At 62.0% G+C, this 26,429-nt stretch carries 23 protein-coding genes and 1 tRNA gene; 17 read left to right on the top strand and 7 right to left on the bottom strand.

Annotated elements, in window-relative coordinates; genetic code table 11:
- The first annotated feature begins 35 nt into the window (after positions 1-35).
- On the top strand, positions 36-1,718 hold the full coding sequence (locus tag FQ668_RS06530; RefSeq protein WP_041167069.1) for a bifunctional metallophosphatase/5'-nucleotidase: 1,683 nt from the start codon (positions 36-38) through the stop codon (positions 1,716-1,718).
- 26 nt (positions 1,719-1,744) lie between these two features.
- Here the strand turns inward: FQ668_RS06530 and ung are convergent, their stop codons facing one another.
- Positions 1,745-2,437 (bottom strand): uracil-DNA glycosylase, encoded by a 693-nt coding sequence (ung, locus tag FQ668_RS06525; RefSeq protein WP_014592227.1) that lies wholly within the window; start codon positions 2,435-2,437, stop codon positions 1,745-1,747.
- 126 nt (positions 2,438-2,563) lie between these two features.
- Between ung and FQ668_RS06520 the strand changes: the two genes are divergently transcribed.
- Positions 2,564-3,670 (top strand): enoyl-CoA hydratase/isomerase family protein, encoded by a 1,107-nt coding sequence (locus tag FQ668_RS06520; RefSeq protein WP_014592228.1) that lies wholly within the window; start codon positions 2,564-2,566, stop codon positions 3,668-3,670.
- 44 nt (positions 3,671-3,714) lie between these two features.
- Here the strand turns inward: FQ668_RS06520 and FQ668_RS06515 are convergent, their stop codons facing one another.
- Positions 3,715-4,164, bottom strand: coding sequence for a hypothetical protein (locus tag FQ668_RS06515; protein ID WP_014592229.1), 450 nt, complete (start codon positions 4,162-4,164; stop codon positions 3,715-3,717).
- A 212-nt stretch (positions 4,165-4,376) separates the two neighbouring features.
- Between FQ668_RS06515 and FQ668_RS06510 the strand changes: the two genes are divergently transcribed.
- From FQ668_RS06510 to FQ668_RS06480, 7 genes are all read left to right on the top strand, one after another.
- A complete protein-coding gene (locus tag FQ668_RS06510) occupies positions 4,377-5,858 on the top strand; it encodes a diguanylate cyclase (RefSeq protein ID WP_014592230.1) in 1,482 nt (493 codons plus the stop codon).
- Entirely contained in the window at positions 5,851-6,063 is a 213-nt protein-coding gene (locus FQ668_RS06505) for a cysteine-rich CWC family protein (protein WP_003252007.1), read from the top strand. The genes FQ668_RS06510 and FQ668_RS06505 overlap by 8 nt, the downstream gene beginning before the upstream one ends.
- 8 nt (positions 6,064-6,071) lie before the next feature.
- Positions 6,072-6,764: a pseudouridine synthase gene (locus tag FQ668_RS06500; protein ID WP_144179941.1), complete on the top strand. Its 693-nt coding sequence runs from the start codon at positions 6,072-6,074 to the stop codon at positions 6,762-6,764.
- 342 nt (positions 6,765-7,106) lie between these two features.
- Positions 7,107-7,994: a (R)-3-hydroxydecanoyl-ACP:CoA transacylase gene (gene phaG / locus FQ668_RS06495; RefSeq protein ID WP_014592232.1), complete on the top strand. Its 888-nt coding sequence runs from the start codon at positions 7,107-7,109 to the stop codon at positions 7,992-7,994.
- Positions 7,995-8,105: 111 nt separating this feature from the next.
- Positions 8,106-8,179, top strand: a tRNA-Gly gene (locus tag FQ668_RS06490).
- A 208-nt stretch (positions 8,180-8,387) separates the two neighbouring features.
- On the top strand, positions 8,388-10,094 hold the full coding sequence (locus tag FQ668_RS06485) for a SulP family inorganic anion transporter (protein WP_019436560.1): 1,707 nt from the start codon (positions 8,388-8,390) through the stop codon (positions 10,092-10,094).
- Positions 10,095-10,298: 204 nt separating this feature from the next.
- A complete protein-coding gene (locus tag FQ668_RS06480) occupies positions 10,299-11,309 on the top strand; it encodes a DUF4917 family protein (protein WP_019437038.1) in 1,011 nt (336 codons plus the stop codon).
- 33 nt (positions 11,310-11,342) lie between these two features.
- On the opposite strand, the gene FQ668_RS06475 is transcribed toward FQ668_RS06480, so the two are convergent.
- Both FQ668_RS06475 and FQ668_RS06470 read right to left on the bottom strand, forming a co-directional pair.
- Positions 11,343-12,557, bottom strand: coding sequence for an SAM-dependent methyltransferase (locus FQ668_RS06475; RefSeq protein ID WP_019437039.1), 1,215 nt, complete (start codon positions 12,555-12,557; stop codon positions 11,343-11,345).
- 166 nt (positions 12,558-12,723) lie between these two features.
- On the bottom strand, positions 12,724-13,341 hold the full coding sequence (locus tag FQ668_RS06470) for a TPM domain-containing protein (RefSeq protein WP_014592236.1): 618 nt from the start codon (positions 13,339-13,341) through the stop codon (positions 12,724-12,726).
- A gap of 186 nt (positions 13,342-13,527) precedes the next feature.
- Between FQ668_RS06470 and bglX the strand changes: the two genes are divergently transcribed.
- From bglX to FQ668_RS06440, 6 genes are all read left to right on the top strand, one after another.
- A complete protein-coding gene (gene bglX / locus FQ668_RS06465) occupies positions 13,528-15,819 on the top strand; it encodes a beta-glucosidase BglX (RefSeq protein WP_014592237.1) in 2,292 nt (763 codons plus the stop codon).
- A 131-nt stretch (positions 15,820-15,950) separates the two neighbouring features.
- Entirely contained in the window at positions 15,951-17,708 is a 1,758-nt protein-coding gene (locus FQ668_RS06460; RefSeq protein ID WP_019437968.1) for an ATP-binding protein, read from the top strand.
- The gene (locus FQ668_RS06455; RefSeq protein WP_014592239.1) at positions 17,702-19,036 is read left to right on the top strand and encodes a sigma-54 dependent transcriptional regulator; all 1,335 of its coding nucleotides are present in this window, start codon (positions 17,702-17,704) and stop codon (positions 19,034-19,036) included. Before FQ668_RS06460 ends, FQ668_RS06455 begins: the two co-directional genes overlap by 7 nt.
- 252 nt (positions 19,037-19,288) lie before the next feature.
- On the top strand, positions 19,289-20,608 hold the full coding sequence (locus FQ668_RS06450) for an MFS transporter (RefSeq protein WP_003251986.1): 1,320 nt from the start codon (positions 19,289-19,291) through the stop codon (positions 20,606-20,608).
- 301 nt (positions 20,609-20,909) lie between these two features.
- Positions 20,910-21,236 (top strand): hypothetical protein, encoded by a 327-nt coding sequence (locus FQ668_RS06445; protein WP_014592240.1) that lies wholly within the window; start codon positions 20,910-20,912, stop codon positions 21,234-21,236.
- 119 nt (positions 21,237-21,355) lie between these two features.
- Positions 21,356-21,961, top strand: coding sequence for a flavin reductase family protein (locus FQ668_RS06440; RefSeq protein WP_010952506.1), 606 nt, complete (start codon positions 21,356-21,358; stop codon positions 21,959-21,961).
- Here the strand turns inward: FQ668_RS06440 and FQ668_RS06435 are convergent, their stop codons facing one another.
- Positions 21,962-22,228: a hypothetical protein gene (locus FQ668_RS06435; protein ID WP_014592241.1), complete on the bottom strand. Its 267-nt coding sequence runs from the start codon at positions 22,226-22,228 to the stop codon at positions 21,962-21,964.
- Positions 22,229-22,244: 16 nt separating this feature from the next.
- Entirely contained in the window at positions 22,245-22,538 is a 294-nt protein-coding gene (locus tag FQ668_RS06430; RefSeq protein ID WP_010952504.1) for a putative quinol monooxygenase, read from the bottom strand.
- 202 nt (positions 22,539-22,740) lie between these two features.
- Between FQ668_RS06430 and FQ668_RS06425 the strand changes: the two genes are divergently transcribed.
- Complete coding sequence (locus FQ668_RS06425; protein WP_014592242.1) at positions 22,741-23,661, top strand: AraC family transcriptional regulator; 921 nt, start codon at positions 22,741-22,743, stop codon at positions 23,659-23,661.
- 123 nt (positions 23,662-23,784) lie between these two features.
- On the opposite strand, the gene FQ668_RS06420 is transcribed toward FQ668_RS06425, so the two are convergent.
- The gene (locus FQ668_RS06420) at positions 23,785-25,422 is read right to left on the bottom strand and encodes a 5-guanidino-2-oxopentanoate decarboxylase (RefSeq protein WP_014592243.1); all 1,638 of its coding nucleotides are present in this window, start codon (positions 25,420-25,422) and stop codon (positions 23,785-23,787) included.
- A gap of 114 nt (positions 25,423-25,536) precedes the next feature.
- Between FQ668_RS06420 and FQ668_RS06415 the strand changes: the two genes are divergently transcribed.
- Positions 25,537-26,412: a LysR substrate-binding domain-containing protein gene (locus FQ668_RS06415; protein ID WP_014592244.1), complete on the top strand. Its 876-nt coding sequence runs from the start codon at positions 25,537-25,539 to the stop codon at positions 26,410-26,412.
- Positions 26,413-26,429 lie beyond the last annotated feature (17 nt).

Here is a 26,429-nt window from a genome sequence, read left to right as displayed (position 1 = left end):
GCAAACCCACACTTCCCGGCATTCAAGAGGTAATGATGAAAGTCCGTCTTTCTTGCAACTATCGCTCGGCTATTGCCTGGGCATGCCTTGCCATCAGCGCAGGCAGCCTTGCCGCAGAAACACCTGCCCCCGTCCAGATCAACGTCGTGGCTATCAATGATCTTCACGGCTACCTGGAACCCAACCCCCAGGACTACGCCGGCGCGCAAGGCGCTACCCGCCTGACCTACGGCGGCATCGCCACACTCGGCGCCATGCTCGATGAACTGCGAACGCAGGACCCCGATCTGCTGTTCATCGGGGCAGGCGACTTGATAGGGGGCAGCCCCGCCATTTCTGCGCTGTGGGCTGACGAGCCTGTGCTTGAGGCCTTGAACGCGATGGGCATGATTGTCAGCGCATCCGGGAACCACGAACTGGATGCAGGCAAGGCCGAGTTTCTTCGTCAGATCCAAGGAGGATGCGAGTCAACGCGCCCTGAAAAGGCCTGCAAGTTTCGCGGCAATTATCCAGGAAGTGGCTTCCCTTACATAGCGTCCAACCTGATCGATACCACCACGGGCGAGCGCTTGCTACCGGCCTATCACATTCAGCAGGTAAAAGGGGTCAAGATAGCGTTCGTCGGTGCAGTGCCGCGCAACATGGAAAAAGTGGTCTCGGCCAGAGCATTCGCAGGGCTCAAAGCCACAGATGAAGCGCAAGCCATCAATGACGTGATTCCAGAGCTCAAGGCCAAGGGTGTGAATGCAATTATTGCGGTCATGCACCAAGGAGGGGATACCGTCGAACCGTTCGACACGCAGGATTGCAGCCAGCTAAGTGGCACGATCGTCGACGTGGCGAAGCGGCTGGATCCTGCGGTAGATGCTGTCATCAGCGGTCACTCGCATGCCAGCTATCAATGCAAGGTGGGTGACGTGAGCATCACTCAGGCTGGCAAGTACGGCCACTTCCTGACCCAGTTGAAGTTGCAGGTAACGCCCGGCACCCATCACGTCACGAACATCACCGCCCGCAATATTCCTGCTGACCCACAGAACTACATGCCGAATGCCAAGTTGACGAGCTTGCTGGAGGAAGTGCGTCAGCGGTCCGGGGAAAAGTTGCTCGAACCCATAGGACGCATCTCGACGACAGAACTTGACCGCAAAGAAAATGCCGCCGGTGAAACAACCTTGGGGAACCTGGTCACGGATGCCCAATTGGCCATGACCCAAGCGTTTCAGACACAAGTTGCCTTTCTCAACCTGGGTGGGCTGCGCAGTGATCTTATCCAGCCTGCCGATAGCGACCTGACCTACGAACAATTATTCGCCGTACAACCTTTCAATAACCCACTGGTGGTTCAGGAACTGACAGGCAAGCAGATTACCGAACTGCTCAACCTTCAATGGAACAGGGGCAGTTTCAATCCGCTGCAAGTATCGAAGGGTTTTCATTATGAGTGGGATGGTTCACGGCCTGTCGGCAGCCGTGTCGTCGAGGGGAGTGTGCGTCTTCACGGCAAACCCGTTGAGCCGTTGACCCATTATCGCGTCGTCAGCAACCTTTTCCTGGCCGATGGAGGCGGTGGCTTGGCCACTTTCAAAGAAGGAAGGCGACGCCAGGACACCGGCATCACCGACCTTGAAGCCTTGGTGGAATACGTGCGCCAAAACCATGAGCGGGGGATTGCCATTGGCCAGCGCAGCGAGCCGCGCATCAGCATGACGCCCTGAGCGATTGCGTACCCCACCGCGGTTTCTCACAGCGGGGGCAGTGTCCAGTCGATGGGCCCGAGCCCCCGCTGCTCGAGGAAGCTGTTGGCACGGCTGAAATGCCCGCAACCGATGAACCCGCGATACGCCGACAGCGGCGAAGGATGGACCGACTTCAAAACCAGATGTTTTGTACCGTCGATCAGCTTCTGCTTGCTCTGTGCATGCGCCCCCCATAGCAGGAATACCACGTTCGGGCATTGCTCACTGACCACCTGGATAATCCTGTCGGTAAACAATTCCCAGCCTTTCTTGGCATGCGACGCGGCATTGGCGCGCTCGACGGTCATGGTCGTGTTGAGCAACAGAACGCCTTGTTCTGCCCAGCTTTGGAGGTAGCCGTGGCTGGGGATCGGGATGTTCAGGTCGCGCTGCAGCTCCTTGTAGATATTGACCAGCGACGGCGGCGTGGCCACGCCCGGTTGCACCGAGAAGCACAAGCCATGTGCCTGGCCCGGCCCGTGGTACGGGTCCTGACCGAGGATGACCACCTTCACCTGGCCCAGCGGTGTCGAATTGAGCGCATTGAAGATCAGCGGCCCTGGCGGGTAGATCTCCTTGCCGGCAGCGTACTCGCCACGCAGGAACTCGCGCAGCTGGTGCATGTAAGGCTGGTCGAATTCACCGCGCAATGCGGCCTTCCAGCTGGGTTCGAGTTTGATGCGATCGTCGTCAGTCATGGGGCCTTCCATAAACAATGGCGCGACACTAGGTAAGCCCTTCGCGCTTGTCAAACGATCCGACCGACGACCGGCATGATCGGCCAGGCAAGCCATACTTGAGCGATGACTTGCGAGAGGTAGTCCATGACCATTCACTGCGAGGTACTCACCGGCGTCGATGGCGCCCGCATCGGCATCGCCACCCTGGATGCGCCCAAGGCGCTCAATGCCCTGAACCTGCCAATGATCGAGGTGCTGGGCGAACAACTGCATGCCTGGGCCCGCGACCCGGGTATCGTCTGCGTGCTGCTGCGCGGCAACGGGGCAAAAGCCTTTTGCGCAGGCGGCGATGTCCGTGCGCTGGCGCAAGCCTGCCGCGACCACCCCGGCAGTGTCCCACCGCTGGCGGCCTCCTTCTTCGCCGCCGAATACCGCCTGGACTTTGCCCTTCACACCTACCCCAAACCGTTGTTGTGCTGGGGCCATGGGCATGTGCTGGGTGGCGGCATGGGGCTGCTGCAAGGCGCCAATGTACGTATCGTCACACCCAGCAGCCGGCTGGCCATGCCGGAAATCAGCATCGGCCTGTACCCTGACGTAGGCGCCAGTTGGTTCCTGGCCCGGCTGCCGGGCAAGCTGGGTTTGTTCTTCGGCCTGACAGGTGCGCCGATCAATGCCCGCGATGCCCTTGACCTGGGCCTGGCTGACCGTTTTCTGGGCGAGCACCAGCAAGAGGCCTTGATCGAGGAGTTGGTGCAACTCAACTGGCAGGAGCAGACCGCCATACAACTGAACAGCTTGCTCAAGGCCGAGCAGCATCGTGCCTGCGCCGAGCTGCCTGATGCCCAGTGGCTGCCACGACGGCATGAGATCGATCAGTTACTCGACGTGGCTGATGCGGCTTCAGCCTGGCGCGCGCTGGAAAGGCTCAAGCAGCATGACGACCCATTGCTGGCAGATGCCGGCCACCGTCTGCATGAGGGTTGCCCGCTGACGGCGCATCTGGTCTGGGAGCAGATCCGCCGGGCGCGGTACCTGTCGTTGGCGCAAGTGTTCCAGATGGAATACAGCATGAGCCTGAACTGTTGCCGCCACCCTGAATTCAGTGAAGGCGTGCGCGCTCGCCTGCTGGACAAAGACAACCAGCCGCGCTGGCACTGGCCTGATGTGGCGCAAGTGCCGGCGGCGGTAGTCGAGGCGCATTTTGCCAAGGCGTGGGAAGGGCGGCACCCATTGGCGGATGTGGGTTAGCCTGCTGATCCGGGGGCTGCTTTTCAGCCCCCGCCTCCGCTCAGCTAGCGCTGCCAGTTTCCTCCTCGCTCCTGCCCGCGCCGCCCGTCCCAACGCCCGCGGTCGTCAACCTGCCGATTGGAGTGCCGGTCGCCCTGCCGGTAACGCTTGCTGTCATTGCGATAGTCATGACGATCCCGGTCCTGCCGGTAATCCTGCCGCTGGCGATTGCCGTAGTCATAGCGCGGGTTGCCATGCCACTGGTTCATCCGCGGCTGTGAATAGGGCCGGTAATGGGGCACAGGGGCCGACCGATTGTAGTAACGGGGAGCAGGCTGATAGTAGTAGCGCGGTGCAGGCGCCACATAGTAACGGTCATAGCGGTAATACCCCGGTGCCACATAGCGGTCGGTGGAGTAGTAGTCCGAACGGTAATAGCCCCCGCGCTCATGGTACGGGGCGCAGGCCGAAGTCATCAGCCCCAGCAGGGTGATCAACAGGATTCGATAGGACATGGCGGCCTCCTGGACCGCTGGAGTGCCCGAACAGCGGCGCTGGCGAGCGTCGATACGAGATGCGTCAATCGACACTGACTAAGACAGCGGCGTGCAGGTGCAGTGCCATTTCTGCAATAACTTGATACAGGTGAAATCACCCTGAAAAACTTGCAGTCATTTGTCGGCCATCTCACTAGAATAAGCGGCTTGGCACACATCACGGGAAGATCATGCCCTTACGTTCCGCTCTGTTCTCGCAACGCTCGCTGATCGTTACCCTGCTCGTGTTACTGGCCTGCGGCTTCCTGGCCACCTCGCTGCTAAGCTACTTCTCCTCGCGCAGCGCCATCCGCGACGGCATCATCAATACCGAATTGCCGCTGACCTCCGACACTGTCTACTCGGAAATCCAGAAAGACCTGATCCGCCCGGTGCTGATCGCCTCGATGATGGCCCAGGACACCTTCCTGCGCGACTGGGTGCTGTCCGGCGAACAGGATACCCAACGCATGACCCGCTACCTGAGTGAGGTCCTGGGCAAGCAGGACATCTTCACGTCCTTTTTCGTGTCCGATCGCACGCTGACCTACTACCAGGCCAAGGGCGTGCTCAAGCACGTCGAACCGGGCACCTGGCGTGATGCCTGGTATTTCCGTCTGCGTGAACTCAAGGCCCCTTATGAGATCAACGTCGATCTGGACATGGCCAACCAGGACAGCCTGACCGTGTTCATCAACTACCAGGTGCACGACTACCAGCAGCGCTTCATCGGCGCGGCAGGCGTAGGGCTGAGCGTATCTTCGGTGGTCAAGCTGATTGATCAGTACCAACGCCGCTACCAGCGCGCGGTGCTATTCACGGATGCCAAGGGCAAGGTGCTGCTGACCGGCTCCGAGGGTGGCCCGCATGGCTTGCAAGTCGGCCAGTCACTTAAGGACAACCCTGAGCTGAAGGCCATGCTGGCCGAGCAACTGGTGCCAGGCGAAGGCAGCCATGAGTACCATGACAGCGAAAACCACAGCCACTTTCTCAACGTTCGCCACCTGCCCGAACTGGACTGGTACCTGTTGGTGGACAAACGCGAAACCGGCGTCCTCGACCGCATTCGCCACGCGCTGTACCTGAACCTGGCGATCTGTACGATGATCACCCTGGTGGTGCTGGCACTGGTGCATGCCATGGTCCGCCGCCACCAGGCCAGCACCGAAGCCTTGGCCACGCTCGACAGCCTCACCGGCTTGCACAACCGGCGCAGCTTCGACCTGCTCGCCGCCCAGGCGCTGCGAGAAGCCCGGCGCGACAGTAGCCCTATGGTGGCCTTGCTGATCGATCTGGACCACTTCAAGGCGCTGAACGACAACCACGGCCACCTGGCAGGTGACGAAGTGCTACGCCAATTCGCCAATGTGCTGCAAGGCAGCCTGCGTCAGTCAGATATACTGTGCCGCTGGGGCGGTGAGGAATTCATCGTGCTGCTGCGCGAAGCTGAAGGCCGCCAGGCCATCGAGGTGGCGGAAAAGATCCGCCGACGCACCGAGCAGCTGACCTTCAGTTACGACAACCAGCCGCTGCGGCTGACCACCAGCATCGGCCTGAGCAGCCTGCAACCGGGGGATACCCTGCACGCCCTGCTGACCCGCGCCGACCGCGCGCTTTATCGTGCCAAGCAGGCTGGCCGCAACCGTGTCTGCAGTGAAACCCGCCATGAATGACAAGCAACACTGCCCCGCTTGCGGTGCCCTCAACCAATGCAGCCTGGCCGACCCACGCCGTGCCACCCAGGCGTGTTGGTGCTACAGCGTGACCATCGACCCGGCCGTGCTCCAGGCCCTGCCCGACGAGCTGCGTAACAAGGCCTGTCTGTGCCCGCGCTGCGCCGCCGTTGAAGAACAGCTCCGTCCATCCGCTGCCCACTGATCGTTGCCATGCGCCTTGACCGTTTCCTCGCCAACCTGCCCAGTTACAACCGCCAGCACGTTCGCCTGATGCTGGCGCAACGCCGCGTGCGAGTGGATGGCCAGGTAGTCAGCGACCCGCTGACCGACGTGCGTGAATTCAGCCGCGTAGAGCTGGACGAGCAACTGCTGCAGGCCGGCCGCCCGGCCCGCTACCTGATGCTGTACAAGCCCACTGGCTGCGTAAGCGCCACCCACGATCCGCAACACCGTACCGTTCTCGACCTGCTGCCAGCGGCGTTGCGAGATGACCTGCACATAGCCGGGCGCCTGGATTTCAACACGACCGGCCTGATGATCCTGACCAACGATGGCCAGTGGTCACGGCGCCTGACCCAGCCTGCCACCAAGCTGCCCAAGCATTATATGGTGGACACAGAGGACGAGATTGGCGAGCACTATGTGGCCAAGTTTCGCGAGGGTTTCTATTTTGCCTTCGAAGACCTCACCACCCAACCTGCCCAGCTGGACATCCTCGGCCCCCACCGAGCCCGGCTGGCGATCGTCGAGGGGCGTTACCACCAGGTCAAGCGCATGTTCGGGCATTTCAACAACAAGGTGATCGGGCTGCATCGGGAGAGCATGGGGGCGATCCGGCTGGATCCGGGGTTGGCGCCGGGGGAGTATCGTGAACTGACGGCCAATGAGATAGCCACTGTCTAGGCCGTGACAGACAGCCCACGTCGTCACACGACCGCTCAGCGACAAAAGTCACATTACTTACCGAACGGCACTTGCGCGATCCCCAACCCACTGCTTGAATCCAAATCGTCAGTCTGCATGTGACTACCAAGTCACACCTGCAATCAATGACACTTTTTGCCGGCCACCCAAAGCCTTGATGCCTTGGGGCACGGCAAATTGCCCGCCAAAAACAATACCGTCGACGCAAGTGCCAAGGATCGACACAGGGCCCCGGATTATCTTCAGGCAAATGCCTACCTGTCATAAAGAACGTGCACCCTAGGTGACGCGAATACCCTTTTTGCGCCAGGAGTCGATGACATGAGGCCAGAAATCGCTGTACTTGATATCCAAGGTCAGTATCGGGTTTACACGGAGTTCTATCGCGCGGATGCGGCCGAAAACACGATCATCCTGATCAACGGCTCGCTGGCCACCACGGCCTCGTTCGCCCAGACGGTACGTAACCTGTACCCACAGTTCAACGTGGTTCTGTTCGACCAGCCTTATTCAGGCAAGTCCAAGCCGCACAACCGTCAGGAACGGCTGATCAGCAAGGAGACCGAGGCGCATATCCTCCTTGAGCTGATCGAGCACTTCCAGGCAGACCACGTGCTGTCTTTTTCGTGGGGTGGCGCAAGCACGCTGCTGGCGCTGGCGCACCAGCCGCGGTACGTGAAGAAGGCGGTGGTGAGTTCGTTCTCGCCAGTGATCAACGAGCCGATGCGCGACTATCTGGACCGTGGCTGCCAGTACCTGGCCGCCTGCGACCGTTATCAGGTCGGCAACCTGGTCAATGACACTATCGGCAAGCACTTGCCGTCGCTGTTCAAACGCTTCAACTACCGCCATGTGAGCAGCCTGGACAGCCACGAGTACGCACAGATGCACTTCCACATCAACCAGGTGCTGGAGCACGACCTGGAACGTGCGCTGCAAGGCGCGCGCAATATCAACATCCCGGTGCTGTTCATCAACGGCGAGCGCGACGAGTACACCACAGTCGAAGATGCGCGGCAGTTCAGCAAGCATGTGGGCAGAAGCCAGTTCAGCGTGATCCGCGATGCGGGCCACTTCCTGGACATGGAGAACAAGACCGCCTGCGAGAACACCCGCAGTGTCATGCTGGGGTTCCTCAAGCCAACCGTGCGTGAACCCCGTCAACGTTACCAACCCGTGCAACAGGGGCAGCATGCATTTGCCATTTGAGCGGCTCGGCGCCTTGTAGCCAATACCCGCAAGCCACGGGGCGCCGACAAGCTTTTTTATAACTTGGGCTTCTAATTCGCTGAAGGTTCTGGTAAAAAGTCGAGCTCAGATGCGGGTATAGTTTAGTGGCAAAACGAAAGCTTCCCAAGCTTTAGTTGAGGGTTCGATTCCCTCTACCCGCTCCACATCGCATTCCCGCATGGCGTTCCAGCAACGTCATCGCAGTCAAAAGGAGCCTAGGCTCCTTTTTTCGTTTTTCACCTGCTTGACCTGGCCCATGGCCATTTACCCACCGATCCGCTTCAATGCGCATCGGGTTTTTGCGTGCGCAAGCGAAACGGCTTGTGGCGGATATGCTCACTGGATTCGTGAAACCATTCGAAAGGACAACGCATGTTTCTCTCCCGCTGGCTACCGGGCCTTGCCAACCTGCTGCATTACCGCCGCGAATGGTTCCACGCCGACCTGCAAGCTGGCCTGTCGGTAGCCGCGATCCAGATTCCCATTGCCATTGCCTATGCGCAGATCGTCGGGCTGCCGCCGCAATATGGCCTGTACGCCTGCGTGCTACCGATGATGGTCTATGCGCTGATCGGTAGCTCGCGCCAGCTGATGGTCGGCCCCGACGCCGCCACTTGCGCGATGATCGCCGGTGCCGTGGCACCGCTGGCCATGGGCGACCCGCAGCGCATCGTCGAACTGTCGGTGATCGTCACCGTGCTGGTCGGCGTGATGCTGATTGCCGCGGGCCTGGCGCGGGCCGGTTTCATCGCCAGCTTCTTCTCGCGGCCGATCCTGATCGGCTACCTCAACGGTATCGGCCTGAGCCTGATCGCCGGGCAGCTGTCCAAGGTGGTGGGCTTCAAGATCGAGGGCGACGGTTTCATCCTCAGCCTGATCAACTTCGTCCAGCGCCTGGGGGAAACTCACTGGGTCACATTGATCATCGGCCTGGCCGCCCTGGGCCTGCTCATCTGGCTGCCACGGCGCTACCCGCGCCTGCCCGCAGCCCTCACGGTAGTGGCGCTGTTCATGCTGCTGGTTGGCCTGTTCGGCCTTGACCGCTTCGGCGTCGCCGTCCTTGGGCCGGTACCTTCAGGCATCCCGCAACTGGCTTGGCCACACAGCAACCTGGCGGAAATGAAGAGCCTGCTGCGCGACGCCCTGGGTATCGCCACCGTCAGCTTCTGCAGCGCCATGCTTACCGCACGCAGCTTTGCCGCCCGGCATGGCTATGCGATCAACGCCAACCACGAATTCGTCGCCCTGGGCGTGAGCAACCTGGCGGCCGGGGTTTCCCAGGGCTTTGCCATCAGCGGTGCCGACTCGCGCACTGCAGTCAACGACATGGTCGGTGGCAAAAGCCAGCTGGTGGGCATCATCGCGGCACTGGTGATCGCCCTGATCCTGCTGTTCTTCACCGCGCCCATGGCCTGGATCCCGCAGGCTGCGCTGGGCGCCGTGCTGCTGATGGCGGGTTGGGGGCTGATCGACATCAAATCGCTGGGGCATATCCGGCGTCTAAGCCGCTTCGAGTTCTGGCTGTGCCTGCTGACCACGGCGGGCGTACTGGGCCTGGGTGTGCTGCCCGGCATCGTGTTTGCCGTGACCCTGGCGATCCTGCGCCTGCTTTACAGCATCTACCAGCCCACCGATGCCGTACTGGGCTGGCTGCCAGGCACCGAAGGCCAGGTGGACATCCGCAAGTTCAAAGACGCCCGCACCGTGCCTGGCCTGGTGGTGTACCGCTTCGACGACGCCATCCTGTTCTTCAATGCCGACTACTTCAAGATGCGCCTGCTTGAAGCCGTGCAAAGCCAGGACCAGCCTAAAGCCGTGCTGTTCGATGCCGAAGCGGTAACCAGCATCGATGTCAGCGGCATCGCCGCCCTGCGCGAAGTGCGTGACACCCTGGCGGCTCAAGGCATCCTCTTCGCCATCGCTCGCGCCCGTGGCACTTTCCTGCGCATGCTGGTGCGCTCGGGGATGGCGCGGGACATGGAAGAAAAACTGCTATTCGGCTCGGTACGCGCAGGGATTCGTGCGTACCGCGTGTGGCGCAACCAAAACCGCAGCGTGCAAGTGACAGAACAGGGTTGAGCGGCTTTCATCCTGTTCAACGTGCTGCGCCTGTGCTGGCCCTTTCGCGGGTAAACCCGCTCCTACATGGACTTGTAGGAGCGGGTTTACCCGCGAAAGGGCCAGCACAGGCAGCACAAAACCATCACCTTGACACCAACCCTCGCACACCTTGCATGACATGCTAAAGTCGCCCCGTTCCCCGCACCACCCAACGGATCCAGCATGCCCGCACTTGATGCCACCCTTACCCCCTGGCCAGAACTCGCCGCCCGCTATCCCTGCGACGCCCTGCTGCTGGGCAACGGCGCAAGCCGCGCAGTATGGAAGCCGTTCGGCTACTTCTCGTTGTTCGAGCAGGCGCAACGCGCAGGCCGCAAGAAAGGCCTGGCGGTCAGTGACCAGGCACTGTTCAAGTCCTTGGCCACGGAACTGTTCGAGCCGGTGCTCAGCGCCCTCAACACCACCGTGCGTACCAATGCCGCACTGGCGATCAACTCCACCGCGCCGCTGAACCGCTACTACTCGATCAAGGAAGCATTGATTCACGCCGTGCGCACGGTGCATCTGCCCTGGCCATTGATGCCGCCGGCCACCCTGGCAACCCTCAATCAGGCCCTGCGCGGCTATCGAAGCGTCTACACCAGCAACTACGACCTGGTGCTGCCATGGGCCGTGCAGCACGCCTCGAATGGCTTCGCCGAACTGTTCGACGAACAAGGCTATTTCGACGTGCGACGCACCGGCAGCGAAGGTACCCGGGTGCTGCACCTGCATGGCGGCCTGCACCTGCTCAAGCTGCCCGACGGCACCACCCGCCAGCGCAGCGCTGAAAGCGCCGAACTGCTCGATGGGTTTGCGGTGAATATCCCGGGTGAAGTCCCGCTGTTCGTCAACGAAGACCGCAGCGACGAGAAACTGCGCGCGATCCGCAACTCGGACTATCTGAGCTGGTGCCTGGGGCAGCTGGCGCAGGAAAGCCAAGGGATATGCCTGTTCGGGCAGCATCTGGACAGCAGTGACCGGCACCTGCTCGACGCTGTTCGCCAAGCCCATCCGCAACAGCTATCCATCGCCATTCGGCCGCTGGGCGAGGCGTCGGTGATCAATCAGAAGCAGCATTTTGCAGATCGTTTCGGGGATTTGCCGGGGACGGTGCTGCATTTCTTCGATGCCAGCACCCATCCGTTGGGGCAGGCAGCATTGGCTATCGAAGTGCCCCCTGCTCGGCGCTGACAGAGTGCCCGGCAGGCGTGCCGGTGGGTGGCGTCAGAGCAACCCATCCGCGCGCAACAACGTTTCCAGGCAATGCTCCTGCACCCCGTAGAACGCTTTGAGCTGGGCAATCTTCTCCAGCAACGCCCCGTTATCCCCCGCCTGCCGCCGCTTCACCGCAAGAATCATCTTGTTCTTGTTGGTGTGCTCCAGCGAGATGAACTCGAACACCTTGGTTTCATAGCCACAGGCTTCCAGGTACAGCGCACGCAGGCTGTCGGTCAGCATCTCGGCCTGCTGGCCCAGGTGCAGGCCATACTGCAGCATGGGCTGCAGCAACCCCGGGCTGTGCAGTTGCGGGCGGATCTGCTTGTGGCAGCACGGCGAGCACATGATGATCGCGGCGTTGCAGCGGATGCCGGTATGGATGGCGTAGTCAGTGGCGATATCACAGGCATGCAAGGCGATCATCACCTCGATGGCCTCAGGCACCACGCTGCGCACATCACCACACTGGAACTCCAGGCCCGGGTGGTCGAGGCGTGCGGCCGCGGCGTTGCACAGGTCGACCATGTCCTGGCGCAGCTCCACGCCGGTCACCTGTGCGTCACGGCCCAAACTGTTGCGCAAGTAGTCATGCATGGCAAAGGTCAGGTAGCCCTTGCCCGAACCGAAGTCGGCCACCCGCAGCGCCTGTTCCGGCGACACAGGTGCATTGGCCAGGGCGTGATCAAAAACCTCGATGAATTTGTTGATCTGCTTCCACTTGCGTGACATGGACGGGATCAGTGCGCCTTGTGCGTCGGTCACACCGAGGTCGCGCAGAAACGGCCGCGACAGCTCCAGATAACGCTTCTTCTCGCGGTCATGCCCGCTGCCCGCATCGGCCACGCGCGGTGCCTGGGCACCGTGGCGCTGGAGCATCGGTTTGCCCTTCTTGCTGAAGGTCAACTGCACTTCGCCGTCAGCATCGAACAGATGAGCATTGCGGAAGCTGTCCGGCAGCAGTTCGGCAACCAGCACCTGGGCCTGATCCAGCGGCAGGTTGCGGGTGATGTCGCGGGTCTGGTGGCGGTAGACCAGCGACAGGCACGGCTGGCCCTTGACCTGCAGCGGCTTGGCAATGATCCGTTGCAAGGTCTGGTCGGCACCGACATGGCGCGCCAGCACCAGCTTGACCAGGGTTTCGCCGTGCAGGGCGGCGTTCAGCAGGTCGAGAAACTGAGCGCGCGCATCCGGCGCGCAAGAGGCAGAAGTACTGGCGGACATGAAAAAGGGGGCCTTGGGTAGCGGAACGCCTATTCTAACGTGCCGCAGGCACCCTGTGGGAGCAGGCTTGCCCGCGAACACCGGCAAAGCCGGTGGCAGACGCCGTATCGCCTGATTCGCGGGCAAGCCCGCTCCTACAGGGAATCCAGCAAGGCTGGGCGCGCCTTCAGTCGAGAATCACCAAGCGGTTGGGCAACTCGTTGCGTGCATGGGTTGGCGGCACGTGCTGGCTAAGCAGCTCGCCACACGCTTCGATGCACTCGACAAAGCCCTGCAAGGTGCGGCCCTGGCGCACCTGCTCGGCCAAGCGGGCACCGATGGCCGCGCGGGCTTCGGCATCCAGGCAGTGTTCGATACCCCGATCGACCAGGATCTCCACATGCTGCTCTGCCTCGCTGACGAAAATCAGCACGCCCGTGGCGCCTGCTGTGCGCTGCAGGTTCTGCTCGCGAAACTGCTGCTGGGCCAGGCGCGAAGCACGCCAGCGGCGCAAGGTACGGGGGATCAGCCAGTCGGCCAGGCGCGGGTTGCGCAGCAGCAGGCACAAAACGACGAACAGCAGCACGTTGCCCATCAGCACGCCACGCACGCTGGGCCAAGCCAGCAGCCAGTGCAACAGACCGGGCACGGTCAGTGCCAGCACGGCGGCCCACAACAACGGCCAATACGCATAATCGTCGGCACGACGGGCAAGCACCGTCACCAGTTCGGCATCGGTACGCCGTTCGGCACAGGCAATGGCTTCGGCAATCTGCCGCTGATGGTATTCGTCGAAGGGGGTCATGCCGTCGGTCTCTTGAGCGTTCTTATAGTTGTTATCCCGGCATTCGGGGCTTCATCCGCAGGCGACATATTCAGGCATAATCCGCCGCTGGAAGAATTGCCTGCAAATCGTACAACAATAGCCGCCTGAAAACTTCGGTCGCGCACGTATCACCGTGGATACGGCAGAGGCCCCAAAACGGAATTGATGATGAAACTGTCTTTGCTGGGCCTGGCCATGGGCCTTGCCAGTCAGGCGGCCCTCGCCGCCCCCACCGCCCCGCCCCTGCAGGACAAGCAGGCATTCATCGAGCATCTGATCAGCCAGATGACCGAAGCCGAGAAAATCGGCCAGTTGCGCCTGATCAGCATCGGCCCGGAAATGCCCCGCGACAAGATCCGCGAGGAAATCGCCGCCGGCCGTATCGGTGGCACCTTCAACTCCCGCACTGCCCCCGAAAACCGGCCGATGCAGGACGCGGCCATGCGCAGCCGCCTGAAGATCCCGATGTTCTTCGCCTACGACACCGTCCACGGCGAGCGCACCATCTTCCCGATCGGCCTGGGTATGGCCGCTACCTGGGACATGGAGGCCGTCGCCAAGGTCGGCCGCACCGCCGCGATCGAAGCCTCGGCCGACGCCCTGGACATGACGTTCGCGCCAATGGTGGATATCGCCCGTGACCCGCGCTGGGGCCGCACCAGCGAAGGTTTCGGCGAAGACACCTACCTGACTTCGAAAATCGGCCAGGTAATGGTGCGCTCGTTCCAGGGCAGCAGCCCGGCCAACCCCGACAGCATCATGGCCATCGTCAAGCATTTCGCCTTGTATGGCGCCGTGGAAGGTGGGCGCGACTACAACACGGTCGATATGAGCCTGCCGAAAATGTACAACGACTACCTGCCACCCTATCGCGCCGCGCTCGATGCGGGTGCCGGTGGCGTGATGGTAGCGCTGAACTCGATCAACGGCGTACCGGCCACCTCCAACACCTGGCTGATGAACGACCTGCTGCGCAAGGAGTGGGGCTTCAAGGGTGTGACCATCAGCGACCACGGTGCCATCCAGGAGCTGATTCGCCACGGCGTCGCCCGTGATGGCCGTGAAGCCGCCAAGCTGGCGATCAAGGCCGGCATCGACATGAGCATGAACGATACCCTGTACGGCGAAGAGCTGCCGGGCCTGCTGAAGTCCGGCGAGGTGACCCAGCGCGAACTGGACCAGGCGGTGCGTGAAGTGCTGGGTGCCAAGTACGACATGGGCCTGTTCAAGGACCCGTACGTGCGCATCGGCAAGGCCGAAACCGACCTGAAGGACTACTACGGCAACGACCGCCTGCACCGCGAAGCTGCGCGTGACGTGGCACGCCGCAGCCTGGTGCTGCTGGAAAACCGCAACCAGACCCTGCCGCTGAAAAAGACCGGCACCATTGCCTTGGTCGGCCCGCTGGCCGATGCCCCGATCGACATGATGGGCAGTTGGGCCGCCGACGGTAAGCCCGTTCACTCGGTGACCGTGCGCGAAGGCTTGCGCCGCGCCGTGGAAGGCAAGGCCAAGCTGGTCTACGCCAAAGGCTCCAACGTCACGGGCGACAAGGCGATCTTCGATTACCTGAACTTCCTCAACTTCGATGCCCCGGAAATCGTCGATGACCCACGCCCGCCTGCGGTGATGATCGATGAAGCAGTCAAGGCGGCGAAGCAATCCGACGTCGTGGTAGCAGTGGTCGGCGAGTCCCGCGGCATGTCCCACGAGTCGTCGAGCCGCACCACCCTGGAGATCCCGGCCAGCCAGCGCGAGCTGATCAAGGCGCTCAAGGCCACCGGCAAACCGCTGGTGCTGGTGCTGATGAACGGCCGGCCGCTATCCATCAGTTGGGAGCGCGAGCAGGCCGACGCCATCCTGGAAACCTGGTTCGCCGGCACCGAAGGCGGCAATGCCATCGCCGACGTGCTGTTTGGCGACTACAACCCCTCCGGCAAGCTGGCCATTACCTTCCCACGGTCGGTGGGGCAGATCCCGATGTACTACAACCACACGCGCATCGGCCGGCCGTTCACGCCGGGCAAGCCGGGCAACTACACCTCGCAATACTTCGAAGAACCCAACGGGCCGCTTTACCCGTTCGGCTATGGCTTGAGCTACAGCAGCTTCGAGCTGTCCGGCCTGAACCTGTCGAGCAAGGATCTCAAGCGCGGCGATACGCTGGAAGCCAAGGTAACGGTCAAGAACACCGGCAAGGTTGCAGGCGAGACGGTGGTACAGCTGTACCTGCAGGATGTGTCGGCGTCGATGAGCCGCCCAGTGAAAGAGCTGAAAAACTTCCAGAAGCTGATGCTTGAACCGGGTGAAACCCGCACGTTGACCTTCCGCATCAGCGAGGACGACCTGAAGTTCTACAATGGCCAGTTGCAGCGGGTTGCCGAACCAGGGGAGTTCAATGTCCAGGTAGGGCTGGATTCCCAGGCGGTGCATCAGCAGAGTTTTGAATTGCTTTGACTGAAATAGGCCGCCTGTTCCGGCCTCTTCGCGGATAAAACCCGCGCCTACAGGTGCTGCAGAGTACCTGTAGGCGCGGGTTTACCTGTGAAGAGGCCGGCCCCGATATCCCACCACCGGATCCGCCCCCGATGCCCTTTTCCTTTCGCGCCCTGCGTCTGGGGCTGATCACCCTGCTGATCGTGCTGGGTACCGCACTCAGCGCCGGATGGGCCATGCACCAGGCCAAGCGCCAGGCCATGGAAGACGACGCCAAGCGTGCCAGCCAGCAACTGGGCCTGTACGCCAACGCACTGCACACCCTGATCGATCGCTACCGTGCCCTCCCCGCCGTGCTGGCGCTGGACCCGGAGCTGATTACAGCCTTGCGCGGCCCGGTCGACGAAAAGGTTCAGAACGCCCTGAACCTCAAGCTCGAACGCATCAATGGCGCCGCCAATTCCTCCACCCTCGAGCTGCTCGACCGCACCGGGCTGGCCATTGCCGCCAGCAACTGGCGGCTGCCCAGTAGCTACGTCGGTTCCAACTACGGTTTCCGCCCCTACTTCAAGCAAACCCGCAGCCAGGGCAGTGGCCGCTTCTATGCCGTGGGCGTGACCAGTGGCGTGCCGGGCTACTTCCTCGCCAGCGCGGTGAACGACGAGCACGGCCGATTCCTTGGCGCCATGGTGGTGAAGCTGGAGTTCCCCGAGCTGGAACGCGAATGGCGACAGGGCAACGATATCCTGCTGGTCAGCGACGCCCGAGGCATCACTTTCATCGCAAACCAGGATGGCTGGCGTTACCGCGAACTTCAGCCGCTCAGTGGCGCCGACCGTGCGGAGCTGGCCGAAACCCGTCAGTACGACAAGCAACCGCTGGTGCCGCTACACCATCAGGTGCTGACGCGGTTTGCCCCCTACAGCACCCTAAGCCGCGTGCAAGGCCCCGAGGGTAGTACCGAGTACCTGTGGGAAAGCCTGCCGCTGGAAGGCGAAAACTGGACCTTGCACCTGCTGCGCAAACCGCAGGTCGCTGCCGACGGCCGTAATGCCGCGCTTGGCGCCGCCGCCGTCTGGCTGAGCCTGGTGTTCGCCGCCCTTTTCGTCAGCCAACGCCTGCGCCTGGCACGCCTGCGCCAGCGCAGCCGGCAAGAACTCGAACGCCAGGTCGAGGAGCGCACCCGCGAGCTGCGCACTGCCCAGGAAGGCTTGGTGCAATCAGCCAAGCTGGCCGCACTCGGGCAGATGTCAGCGGCCATGGCCCACGAAATCAACCAACCGCTGACCACCCAACGTATGCAGCTGGAAACCCTGCGCCTGCTGCTTGACCATGGTCGCCATGACGAAGCGCGGCAAGCGCTGGAGCCACTGGAACAGATGCTCACGCGTATGGCAGCACTTACCAGCCACCTGAAAACCTTTGCCCGCAACAGCCCGATGGGCCTGCGCGAACGCCTTGACCTGGCAACCGTGGTCGACCAGGCCTTGCACCTGCTGGAAGCGCGACTTCGCAACGAAGAAGTGGAAGTGGCTCTGTACCTGGCACGTCCGGCCTGGGTACGCGGCGATGCCATCCGCCTGGAGCAGGTGCTGATAAACCTACTGCACAATGCACTCGACGCCATGCTCGACAAGCGTTACAAACGCCTGGAAATCCGCATCGAACCCGACGGGGAGCTATGGCGCCTGAGTGTGCTCGACTCGGGTGGCGGCATTGCCGAAGCCGACCTGGCCAAGGTCTTCGACCCGTTCTTCACCACCAAACCGGTGGGGGAAGGGCTGGGGCTGGGCCTGGCCATTTCTTACGGCATCGTCCACGAGGCCGGCGGCCAGCTGCGGGCCGAAAACCTGCCTGGCGGCGCGCGCCTGGGCCTTACCCTGCCCCGTGACCTGGAGCCTGTATGTTGAATTCGGTGATCGTCGTCGATGATGAAGCCAGTATCCGCACTGCTGTCGAGCAATGGCTGAGTCTGTCTGGCTTCAGCGTGCAGTTGTTCGCTCACGCCGAAGCGTGCCTGGCACACCTGCCGCAGCACTTCCCTGGGGTGATCATCAGCGATGTGCGTATGCCGGGCATGGATGGCCTGCAATTGCTCGAACGCCTGCAGGCGAACGACCCCGACCTGCCCGTGATTCTGCTGACCGGTCACGGTGATGTACCGATGGCGGTAGAAGCCATGCGCATGGGGGCCTATGACTTCCTGGAAAAACCCTTCACGCCGCAAGACTTGCTGGGCAGCCTGCGCCGCGCCCTTGAAAAACGCCAGCTGGTGCTTGAGAACCGCCGGCTCCACGAGCAGGCCGACCTCAAGTCACGCCTGGAAGTCACGCTACTGGGCATGTCCCAGGGCCTGCAACAGCTGCGCCGGCAAGTGCTGGACCTGGCCGGCCTGCCGGTGAACGTGCTGATCCGCGGTGAAACCGGCAGTGGCAAGGAGCGGGTGGCCCGCTGCCTGCACGACTTTGGCCCCCGTGCCGCCAAGCCCTTTGTAGCCCTTAACTGCGCAGCCATCCCCGAGTCGTTGTTCGAGGCCGAACTGTTCGGCCATGAGAGCGGCGCCTTCACGGGCGCCCAGGGTAAACGAATCGGCAAGCTGGAATATGCCAACGGTGGCACCGTGTTCCTCGACGAAATCGAGAGCATGCCACTGGCCCAACAGGCCAAGCTGTTGCGGGTGATACAGGAGCAGAAGCTGGAGCGCCTGGGGGCCAACCAGAGCATCAGCGTCGACCTGCGCATCATTGCTGCGACCAAGCCCGACCTGCTCGAGGAGGCTCGTGCCGGGCGCTTCCGCGAAGACCTGGCCTACCGCCTGAACGTGGCCGAATTGCGCCTGGCACCGCTGCGCGAGCGGCGGGAGGACATTCCGCTGCTGTTCGAACACTTTGCCCGTGCTGCAGGTGAAAAGCTTGGTCGCACCGCCCCGCCGCTATCGGCTGCACAGCTGGCGCAGCTGCTGTCACATGACTGGCCTGGCAACGTGCGTGAGCTGGCCAATGCGGCGGAGCGGCATGCGCTGGGCCTGGGTTCGCCAAACATCGAGGTGGCACCTGCCGGGCAGTCGCTGGGCGAGCAGATGGAAGCATTCGAGGCGCAATGCCTGCGCGCGGCCTTGCGTCAGTATGGGGGCGAGATCAAGTCGGTGATGGAGGCATTGCAACTGCCGCGGCGCACCCTTAACGAAAAGATGCAACGGCATGGGCTGGTGCGCGAGGATTTTATTGGGCAGGCATGAGCGGAAATCCGCTTATGACCAAGACCTGGTAGGCAAAAAACCGCTCATGACATCGAGGTTTTGGACTGCTTTGTAGCCCTTTGCGGTCAAGCCCGCTCCTGCAAAGGGCGGCGCAACACCACTACTGTGCCGGCTCGGGCTATTTGATGCCCTCAAATGAATCAGCCCGCACCCATTTGGCACACCTTCTGCAATTGCCTTGGCAAGCTGCGCCACGGCGCGCTCCACAAAAACAACGAGAAGGTATCCCTCATGGATAACGCCACCTCCCTGCCCGCCGGGGCGGCCACCGCGCCTGCCGCAGAAAAAACCACCGCCAGCCGCCTGAAGTCGATTTTCAGCGGGTCCATCGGCAACATGGTCGAATGGTACGACTGGTACGTCTACGCCGCATTCTCGCTGTACTTCGCCAAGGCCTTCTTCCCCGCCGGCGACTCCACCGCACAACTGCTCAATACCGCTGCGATCTTCGCCGTGGGCTTCCTGATGCGCCCGATCGGTGGCTGGCTGATGGGCCTGTACGCCGACCGCAAGGGCCGCAAGGCCGCGCTGATGGCGTCGGTATTGCTCATGTGCGCAGGCTCGCTGGTCATCGCCCTGACCCCAGGTTATGAAACCATCGGCGTCGCCGCACCTGTCCTGCTGGTCATCGCGCGCCTGCTGCAGGGCCTGTCGGTGGGTGGTGAATACGGCACCTCGGCCACCTACCTCAGCGAGATGGCCAGCAAGGAGCGCCGTGGTTTCTTCTCCAGCTTCCAGTACGTGACCCTGATCTCTGGCCAGCTCATCGCCCTGGCGGTACTGATCGTCCTGCAACAGACCCTGACCACCGAGCAATTGTACGCCTGGGGCTGGCGCGTGCCGTTCGTGATCGGTGCGCTGTGCGCCGTGGTGGCCCTGTACCTGCGTCGCGGCATGGAAGAAACCGCCTCGTTCACCAAGAAGGAAAAGGCCAAGGAAAGCCTGATGCGCACCCTGCTGCGTCACCCCAAGGAGTTGATGACCGTCGTCGGCCTGACCATGGGCGGCACCCTGGCCTTCTACACCTACACCACCTACATGCAGAAATACCTGGTCAACACCGTGGGCATGAGCATCAGTGACTCGACCACCATCTCGGCCGCCACGCTGTTCCTGTTCATGTGCCTGCAGCCGGTGATCGGTGGTCTGTCCGACAAGATCGGCCGCCGTCCGATCCTGATCGCCTTCGGCGTGCTCGGCACCCTGTTCACCGTCCCCATCCTCAGCACCCTGCACACCATCCAGACCTGGTGGGGTGCATTCTTCCTGATCATGGCCGCACTGATCATCGTAAGCGGCTATACCTCGATCAACGCCGTGGTCAAAGCCGAGCTGTTCCCTACCGAGATTCGCGCCCTGGGCGTGGGCCTGCCGTATGCCCTGACGGTGTCGATCTTCGGTGGCACCGCCGAATACGTGGCCCTTTGGTTCAAGAGCGCTGGGATGGAGAGCGGCTTCTACTGGTACGTCACCGCCTGTATCGCCTGCTCGCTGCTGGTTTACGCGACCATGAAAGACACCAAGCAGCACTCGCGGATTACCACTGAGTAACGCTGGCCTGGCAGTACTAAAAAGGGGCGCTCCATTGCATGGAGCGCCCCTTTTTCATTCAGAACTTTCCTTCTTAACGCCCTATTAATTCCACCTTATCAAGCTGCAATGGCTGGCAGAACGCTAGCGCCCGTACGAACGCTCCCAAGCCAGCCTTGCGACCTGAAGGACGACATAGGCGCCCAAATACATCGAACAAATAGATTATTAGCCACTGTTTTTTGCGCTTTTTAATCAAATTATTCGGCGTAGGATTAAACCCATAGAAACAAACAACTCACCAACCCCTGGAGCAACGACCATGAAAAACAAACTGATCCTTACCCTGGCCCTCTCGGTTTTCGCAGCTGGCGCCTTCGCCGAAGATGGCTTCGACCGGACCGACGCTCACACCTTTGCCGCGGTTCAAACCCAGTCAGCCAGCTACGCTGAAGATGGCTTCGACCGCACCGGTGGCCAGCGCTTCGCCGAAGACGGCTTCGACCGCACCGGTGGCCAACGCTTCGCCGAAGACGGCTTCGACCGCACTGGTGGCCAACGCTTCGCCGAAGACGGCTTCGACCGCACCGGCGGCCAACGCTTCGCTGAAGACGGCTTCGACCGCACCAACGCGCACCGCATCAGCTGATACCTGATTGCGAGCACCCAGCCCGGCTTCGGCCGGGCTTGATCATTTGCAGGCAAGCTCAGGCTTGGCACACTAGGCACCTTGTCCACCAGGAGGTAGGGCCAACAAGCCCAGCACAGATGTATTACTACGAACCCGCCAAAGGCCACGGCCTGCCGCACGACCCGTTCAATGCCATCGTCGGTCCCCGCCCGATCGGCTGGATCTCCTCTCAGGACCGCGAAGGCCGCCTGAACCTGGCGCCTTACAGCTTCTTCAATGCGTTCAACTACATCCCGCCGATCATCGGTTTCTGCAGCGTCGGGCGCAAAGACAGCCTGAACAACATCGAGCAGACCGGTGAGTTCGTCTGGAACCTGGCCACCCGCCCACTGGCCGAGCAAATGAACCTGAGCTGTGCACCGGTTGCTGCCGAAGTGAACGAATTCGAATTGAGCGGCCTCACTGCCGCACCGTCGAGCATCGTCAAGGTGCCACGCGTGGGTGAAACGCCGGTAGCCTTCGAGTGCAAGGTCAGCCAGATCGTCCAGCTCAAGCGCGCCGACCAGGAACAGGTGCCCAGCTGGCTGATCCTTGGGGAAGTGGTGGCGGTGCACATTGCCGAGCACCTGTTGAACAACGGCATCTACGATACCGCTGCCGCCGAGCCGATCCTGCGTGGAGGTGGCCCAGCGGATTATTTCGAGCTGGGCAACCTGTTCAAGATGGCCCGGCCGCCGGCCTGATCACCAGACCAGCTCACCCTCTTCGCTGACGCCCTGCAGGCGTTGCAGCTCGGCGGTGGCCGCTTCGTCGGCGGCCACAGCGCCCTTGAACACCTGCCCGTCGAGAACCTTGTGAAAGCGCGGCGCACCGCCCATGCCCAAGGCTTTGACTGCGATGGCCGCGTTGTAGCCGCCACCTTCCACCGGCACCATCGCCGATACCGCTTCGAAATGAGTGAATTCCCTACGTGCCATGTTGCTGTCCGGGTTGTTGAACAAGGGCGTCACTTTACCTCATCCAGGCTCAGTCGAAGGTATGCAAGTCCAGGCTGCTGACCACCTGAGCCTGCACCAGCTCACCGAACACCTCCAGTGTCGGCGAAGCAAAGTAACCACTCATCGCCTGCTGGTCCTGCCAGCTTCCGCTGAGCAACCACAGGTCAGCATCAGCCTGAGAACGCTGCACGGTGAAACTCAGGCAACCCGGTGTACGCAGCGAGGGCTCGAGCAGGTCACGCAGACGCGCGCCCAGCTCTGCCGAGCGCCCGCTGCTGGCACGGATGAAAGCAAGGTGGGTGACCGGTTGTTTAAGGGTCATTGCACAATCTCCTTGAAGCAGGCGGACGGAAAAGCCAGGCTGCCAAGGTTAGGCGCTCACCCGCGCGGCGCGTTAGGCCATTACTGCATGTCGATTGCCTGATCCTGCAGCGCGGCAGGATCAGGCAATCGACATGCAGCTTTCGACTAGCGCCCGTCTTTGCCCAAACCTATGCTGCGTCGGTCAGCAGAGGAAAGCCATCATGACCACCGCCACGTCCACCGAACCGACCCTGGAACTGCAGCGCCTGGAGCTGGCCGAGCTGATCAACCGCCATGCGGGCGAGCCCTTTGGCCCAGCATCGGCCATCGATGACCTGTACCTGGTGCGTTACACCGAAAATGTGCGTTCTGTACCCACCCTGGCGCAGCCTGCCCTGTGCATCCTTGCCCAAGGCAGCAAAAGCCTGTTCCTGGGTGACGAGCAGTACGCCTACGACCCACTGCATTACATGGTCGTTTCGGTGACCTTGCCACTCAGTGCCGTGAGGCTGGATGCCAGCCCCGAGAACCCAAGCCTGGGCCTGCGCATGGACCTGGACCCGGCCGAGATCAGCCAGCTGATCGCCGAGAGCGGGCCGATGCTGGTACCCAATCGACCTTCCGGCCGTGGTTTGTATGTGGAAAGGACTGATGCCGCGTTACTCGATGCCCTGCTGCGGTTGCTGCGGCTGCTGGACACCCCTCGCGACATCGCAATGCTGGCGCCGCTGTTCCGCCGAGAGATTCTCTACCGCCTGCTGCGTGGTCCGCAGGGTTACCGGCTGTATGAAATTGCCTTGGCCAACAGCCAGACCCACCGGGTTTGCCAGGCCATCTCCTGGCTCAACAACAACTTCCAACAGCCGCTGCGTATCGAGGACCTGGCCCGTGAGGTCAACCTCAGCACCTCGACCTTGCACCACCGCTTCAAGGCCGTGACCTCGATGAGCCCGCTTCAGTACCAGAAGCAACTGCGCCTGCAGGAGGCGCGGCGGCTGATGTTGAACGATGGGCTGGAGGCGGCGGTGGCGGCTTATCGGGTGGGTTATGAAAGCCCGTCGCAGTTCAGCCGTGAATACAGCCGGCTTTACGGCGCGCCGCCGATTCGTGATGTGGCTCGGTTGCGGGCTACTGCGGTCTGAAGCTCAACATTCGCCTGCACCGGCGCTTTCGCGGGTAAACCCGCTCCTACAGGTTTTTGCACAGATGCGAAAATTGCGCGCTGCCTGCAGGCGCGAGAGGCCGATACAGGCAATCGCAATACTTCAACCCAATACCGCGGCCTGCCACTGATTCTGATCCACCTGAATCAAGGTCGGCCCCTTGCGCTCAACAGCTTGCCCGAGCGCCGCCTGCAATTGGGCGATATCGGCCACGTTCTCTGCTGCCGCGCCCAACGCCCGCGCCACGCCGATGAAATCCGGGGTATGGATATCCACTCCGACCGGCTCGATCGCCCGATTGACCATGTATTTCTTGATTTCCTCGTACCCCTGGTTATTCCACAGCAGTACGATCAGCGGTACCTGCGCCTCCACTGCACTGGCCAGTTCCGGCAGGGTGAACTGCAAACCACCATCACCAATCAGGCACACCGCCGGAGAGCGTTCGACGGTCTGCTCGGCACTGCCCAACCAGGCGCCCATGGCTGCTGGCAACGCGTAACCCAAGGTGCCGTAACCGGTCGAGGCGTTGAACCAGCGGCGTGGCTGCTCCATGTCGAGTGTCAGGTTGCCGGTATACACAGGTTGGGTCGAGTCGCCCACCAGAATCGCATTAGGCAGGCGCTCCAGTATGGCGCTCAGCAAACGTGTCTGGCTCAGGGTTGGCTGGTCCCAGTCTGCCGCCAGGACCTTGCGCAGGTTGGCCACGCGAGCCATGCCCCAAGTGCTTTCGTGCACTGGCTGCGGCTGAGTTTGCAAGGCACCGAGCAGCGCTTCGGCTGCCAGCTTGGCATCGGCTACCAGCGCCAGCTCCGGCAGATAATTGCGCACGGTCTGGTCCGGGTCGATGTCAATGCGCAGCAGCCTGCCCGGGATCTCGAAGCCTCCCTTGAAGGTCACGTCATAATCGGTTTCGGCCAGTTCGGTGCCGATCGCCAGCACCACGTCCGCCTCGGCCACCAGCGCCCGTGTGGCCGGTAACGACTGGGTCGAGCCGATCTGCAATGGGTGGCTGGCAGGCAGCAAGCCTTTGGCATTGATGGTCAGCGCCACCGGGGCCTGCAGGTGTTCAGCCAGCCGTGCCAGCGCGGCCCCTGCAGCCAATGCCCCGCCACCGGCCAGAATCAGCGGCCGACGCGCACTGGCCAGGCGCTCAGCCATCTGCGCTACGGCCTGCGGTGCAGCACCAGCCCGACTGCCACGTACAGGGCGGCCCGGCAGCAGGAAGTCGGCCGGTTCAACCAGCACATCGAGCGGGATTTCGATATGCACCGGGCGTGGCCGGGCACTGTCGAACACGGCAAATGCCCTGGCCAGTACCTGCGGCAAGTCGGCTGCACTCATCAAGGTGTGGGAAAACGCCGCCACACCCGATACCAGCGCGGCTTGGTTGGGCAGCTCGTGCAACTTGCCACGGCCACCGCCCAGCTGGTCACGGGACTGCACGCTGGAAATCACCAGCATCGGGATCGAGTCGGCATAGGCCTGGCCCATGGCAGTGGTGATATTGGTCATGCCCGGGCCGGTGATAATGAAGCACACTCCGGGTTTGCCGCGGGTGCGCGCATAGCCGTCAGCCATGAACCCGGCACCTTGCTCATGACGCGGGGTGATGTGACGAATGGAAGAGCCCGCCAGGCCACGATAGAGCTCCACGGTATGTACACCGGGGATGCCGAAGACATGATCGACGCCATAGCCTTCAAGGAGTTTGACCAGTACTTCGCCACAGGTTGCCATCAGGGGTCACCATGAATCTTGTTGGGGTATGCCCTTATTGGACCCAAGCCACGGCTATCGCCACAATGTAAAAAAACACATACTAGCCATGTCCTGTAATCATGGCTTACTGCAATGAAACGCCTCCCGCCCCTGCCTGCCCTGCACACGTTTCTGGTCACCGCCCAGCACTGCAACTTCACCCGCGCCGGGCAGCAGTTGCACATCACCCAGGGCGCTGTCAGCCGCCAGATTGCAGCCCTCGAAGAACACCTCGGTTATGCCCTGTTCAAGCGCGAGGCGCGTGGGTTGAGCCTGACCCGTGAAGGCCTGGACTGGCTGCCACGGGTGCAGCAGGTGTTCGCCCTGATCGAACAAGGGGTGCGCGAGGTGGGTGAGCACAGCACCACTCTGCAGCTCAAGGCCCCCACCTGCGTGATGCGTTGGCTGCTGCCGCGCCTGATGGAGTGGCAGGCACTGCGCCCGGACGTACCGGTGGAGCTGACCACTACAGTGCAGCACGGGGTGGATTTGCGTCGCGAGGGCTTCGATGCCGCAGTGGTCTACGGCGATGCGCCGAACCACGGGCTGCAGGTGCGCAAGCTGTTCGATGAACAACTGACCCCGGTGTGCGCACCGTCACTGCGTGAGGGGCCAGTGCCGTTGCAGCAGGTGGAAGACCTGGCCCGACATATGTTGCTGCATCCCTCGCGGGATGAACACGACTGGCGGTTGTGGTTGCAGGCGGCTGGAGTGACGCTGGCCACGCATGGACCCAAACAGCATTTCGAGACACTGGACATGGCGATGGCCATGGCTTCGCAGGGGACAGGGGTGGCAATCGGTGACTGGTCGCTGATTGGCGATGACCTGCGCGGCGGGCGGTTGTGCATGCCGTTTGCGCTGAAGGTGCTGACAGGCAAGGGGTATTACCTGGTGAGCCAGGCCAGGAGCTTGCCGCCGGGGTTGCTGGAATTGCTGGACTGGCTGGAGGGCCAGGCCAGCCTGTGACGGCCCTTTCGCAGTCG

This window comes from Pseudomonas sp. Kh14, assembly GCF_900291005.1.
GTDB classification, from domain to species: Bacteria; Pseudomonadota; Gammaproteobacteria; order Pseudomonadales; family Pseudomonadaceae; genus Aquipseudomonas; species Aquipseudomonas alloputida.
The sequence above is the reverse complement of the archived record's forward strand: the minus strand, read 5'-3'. Positions and strand labels throughout refer to the sequence as shown.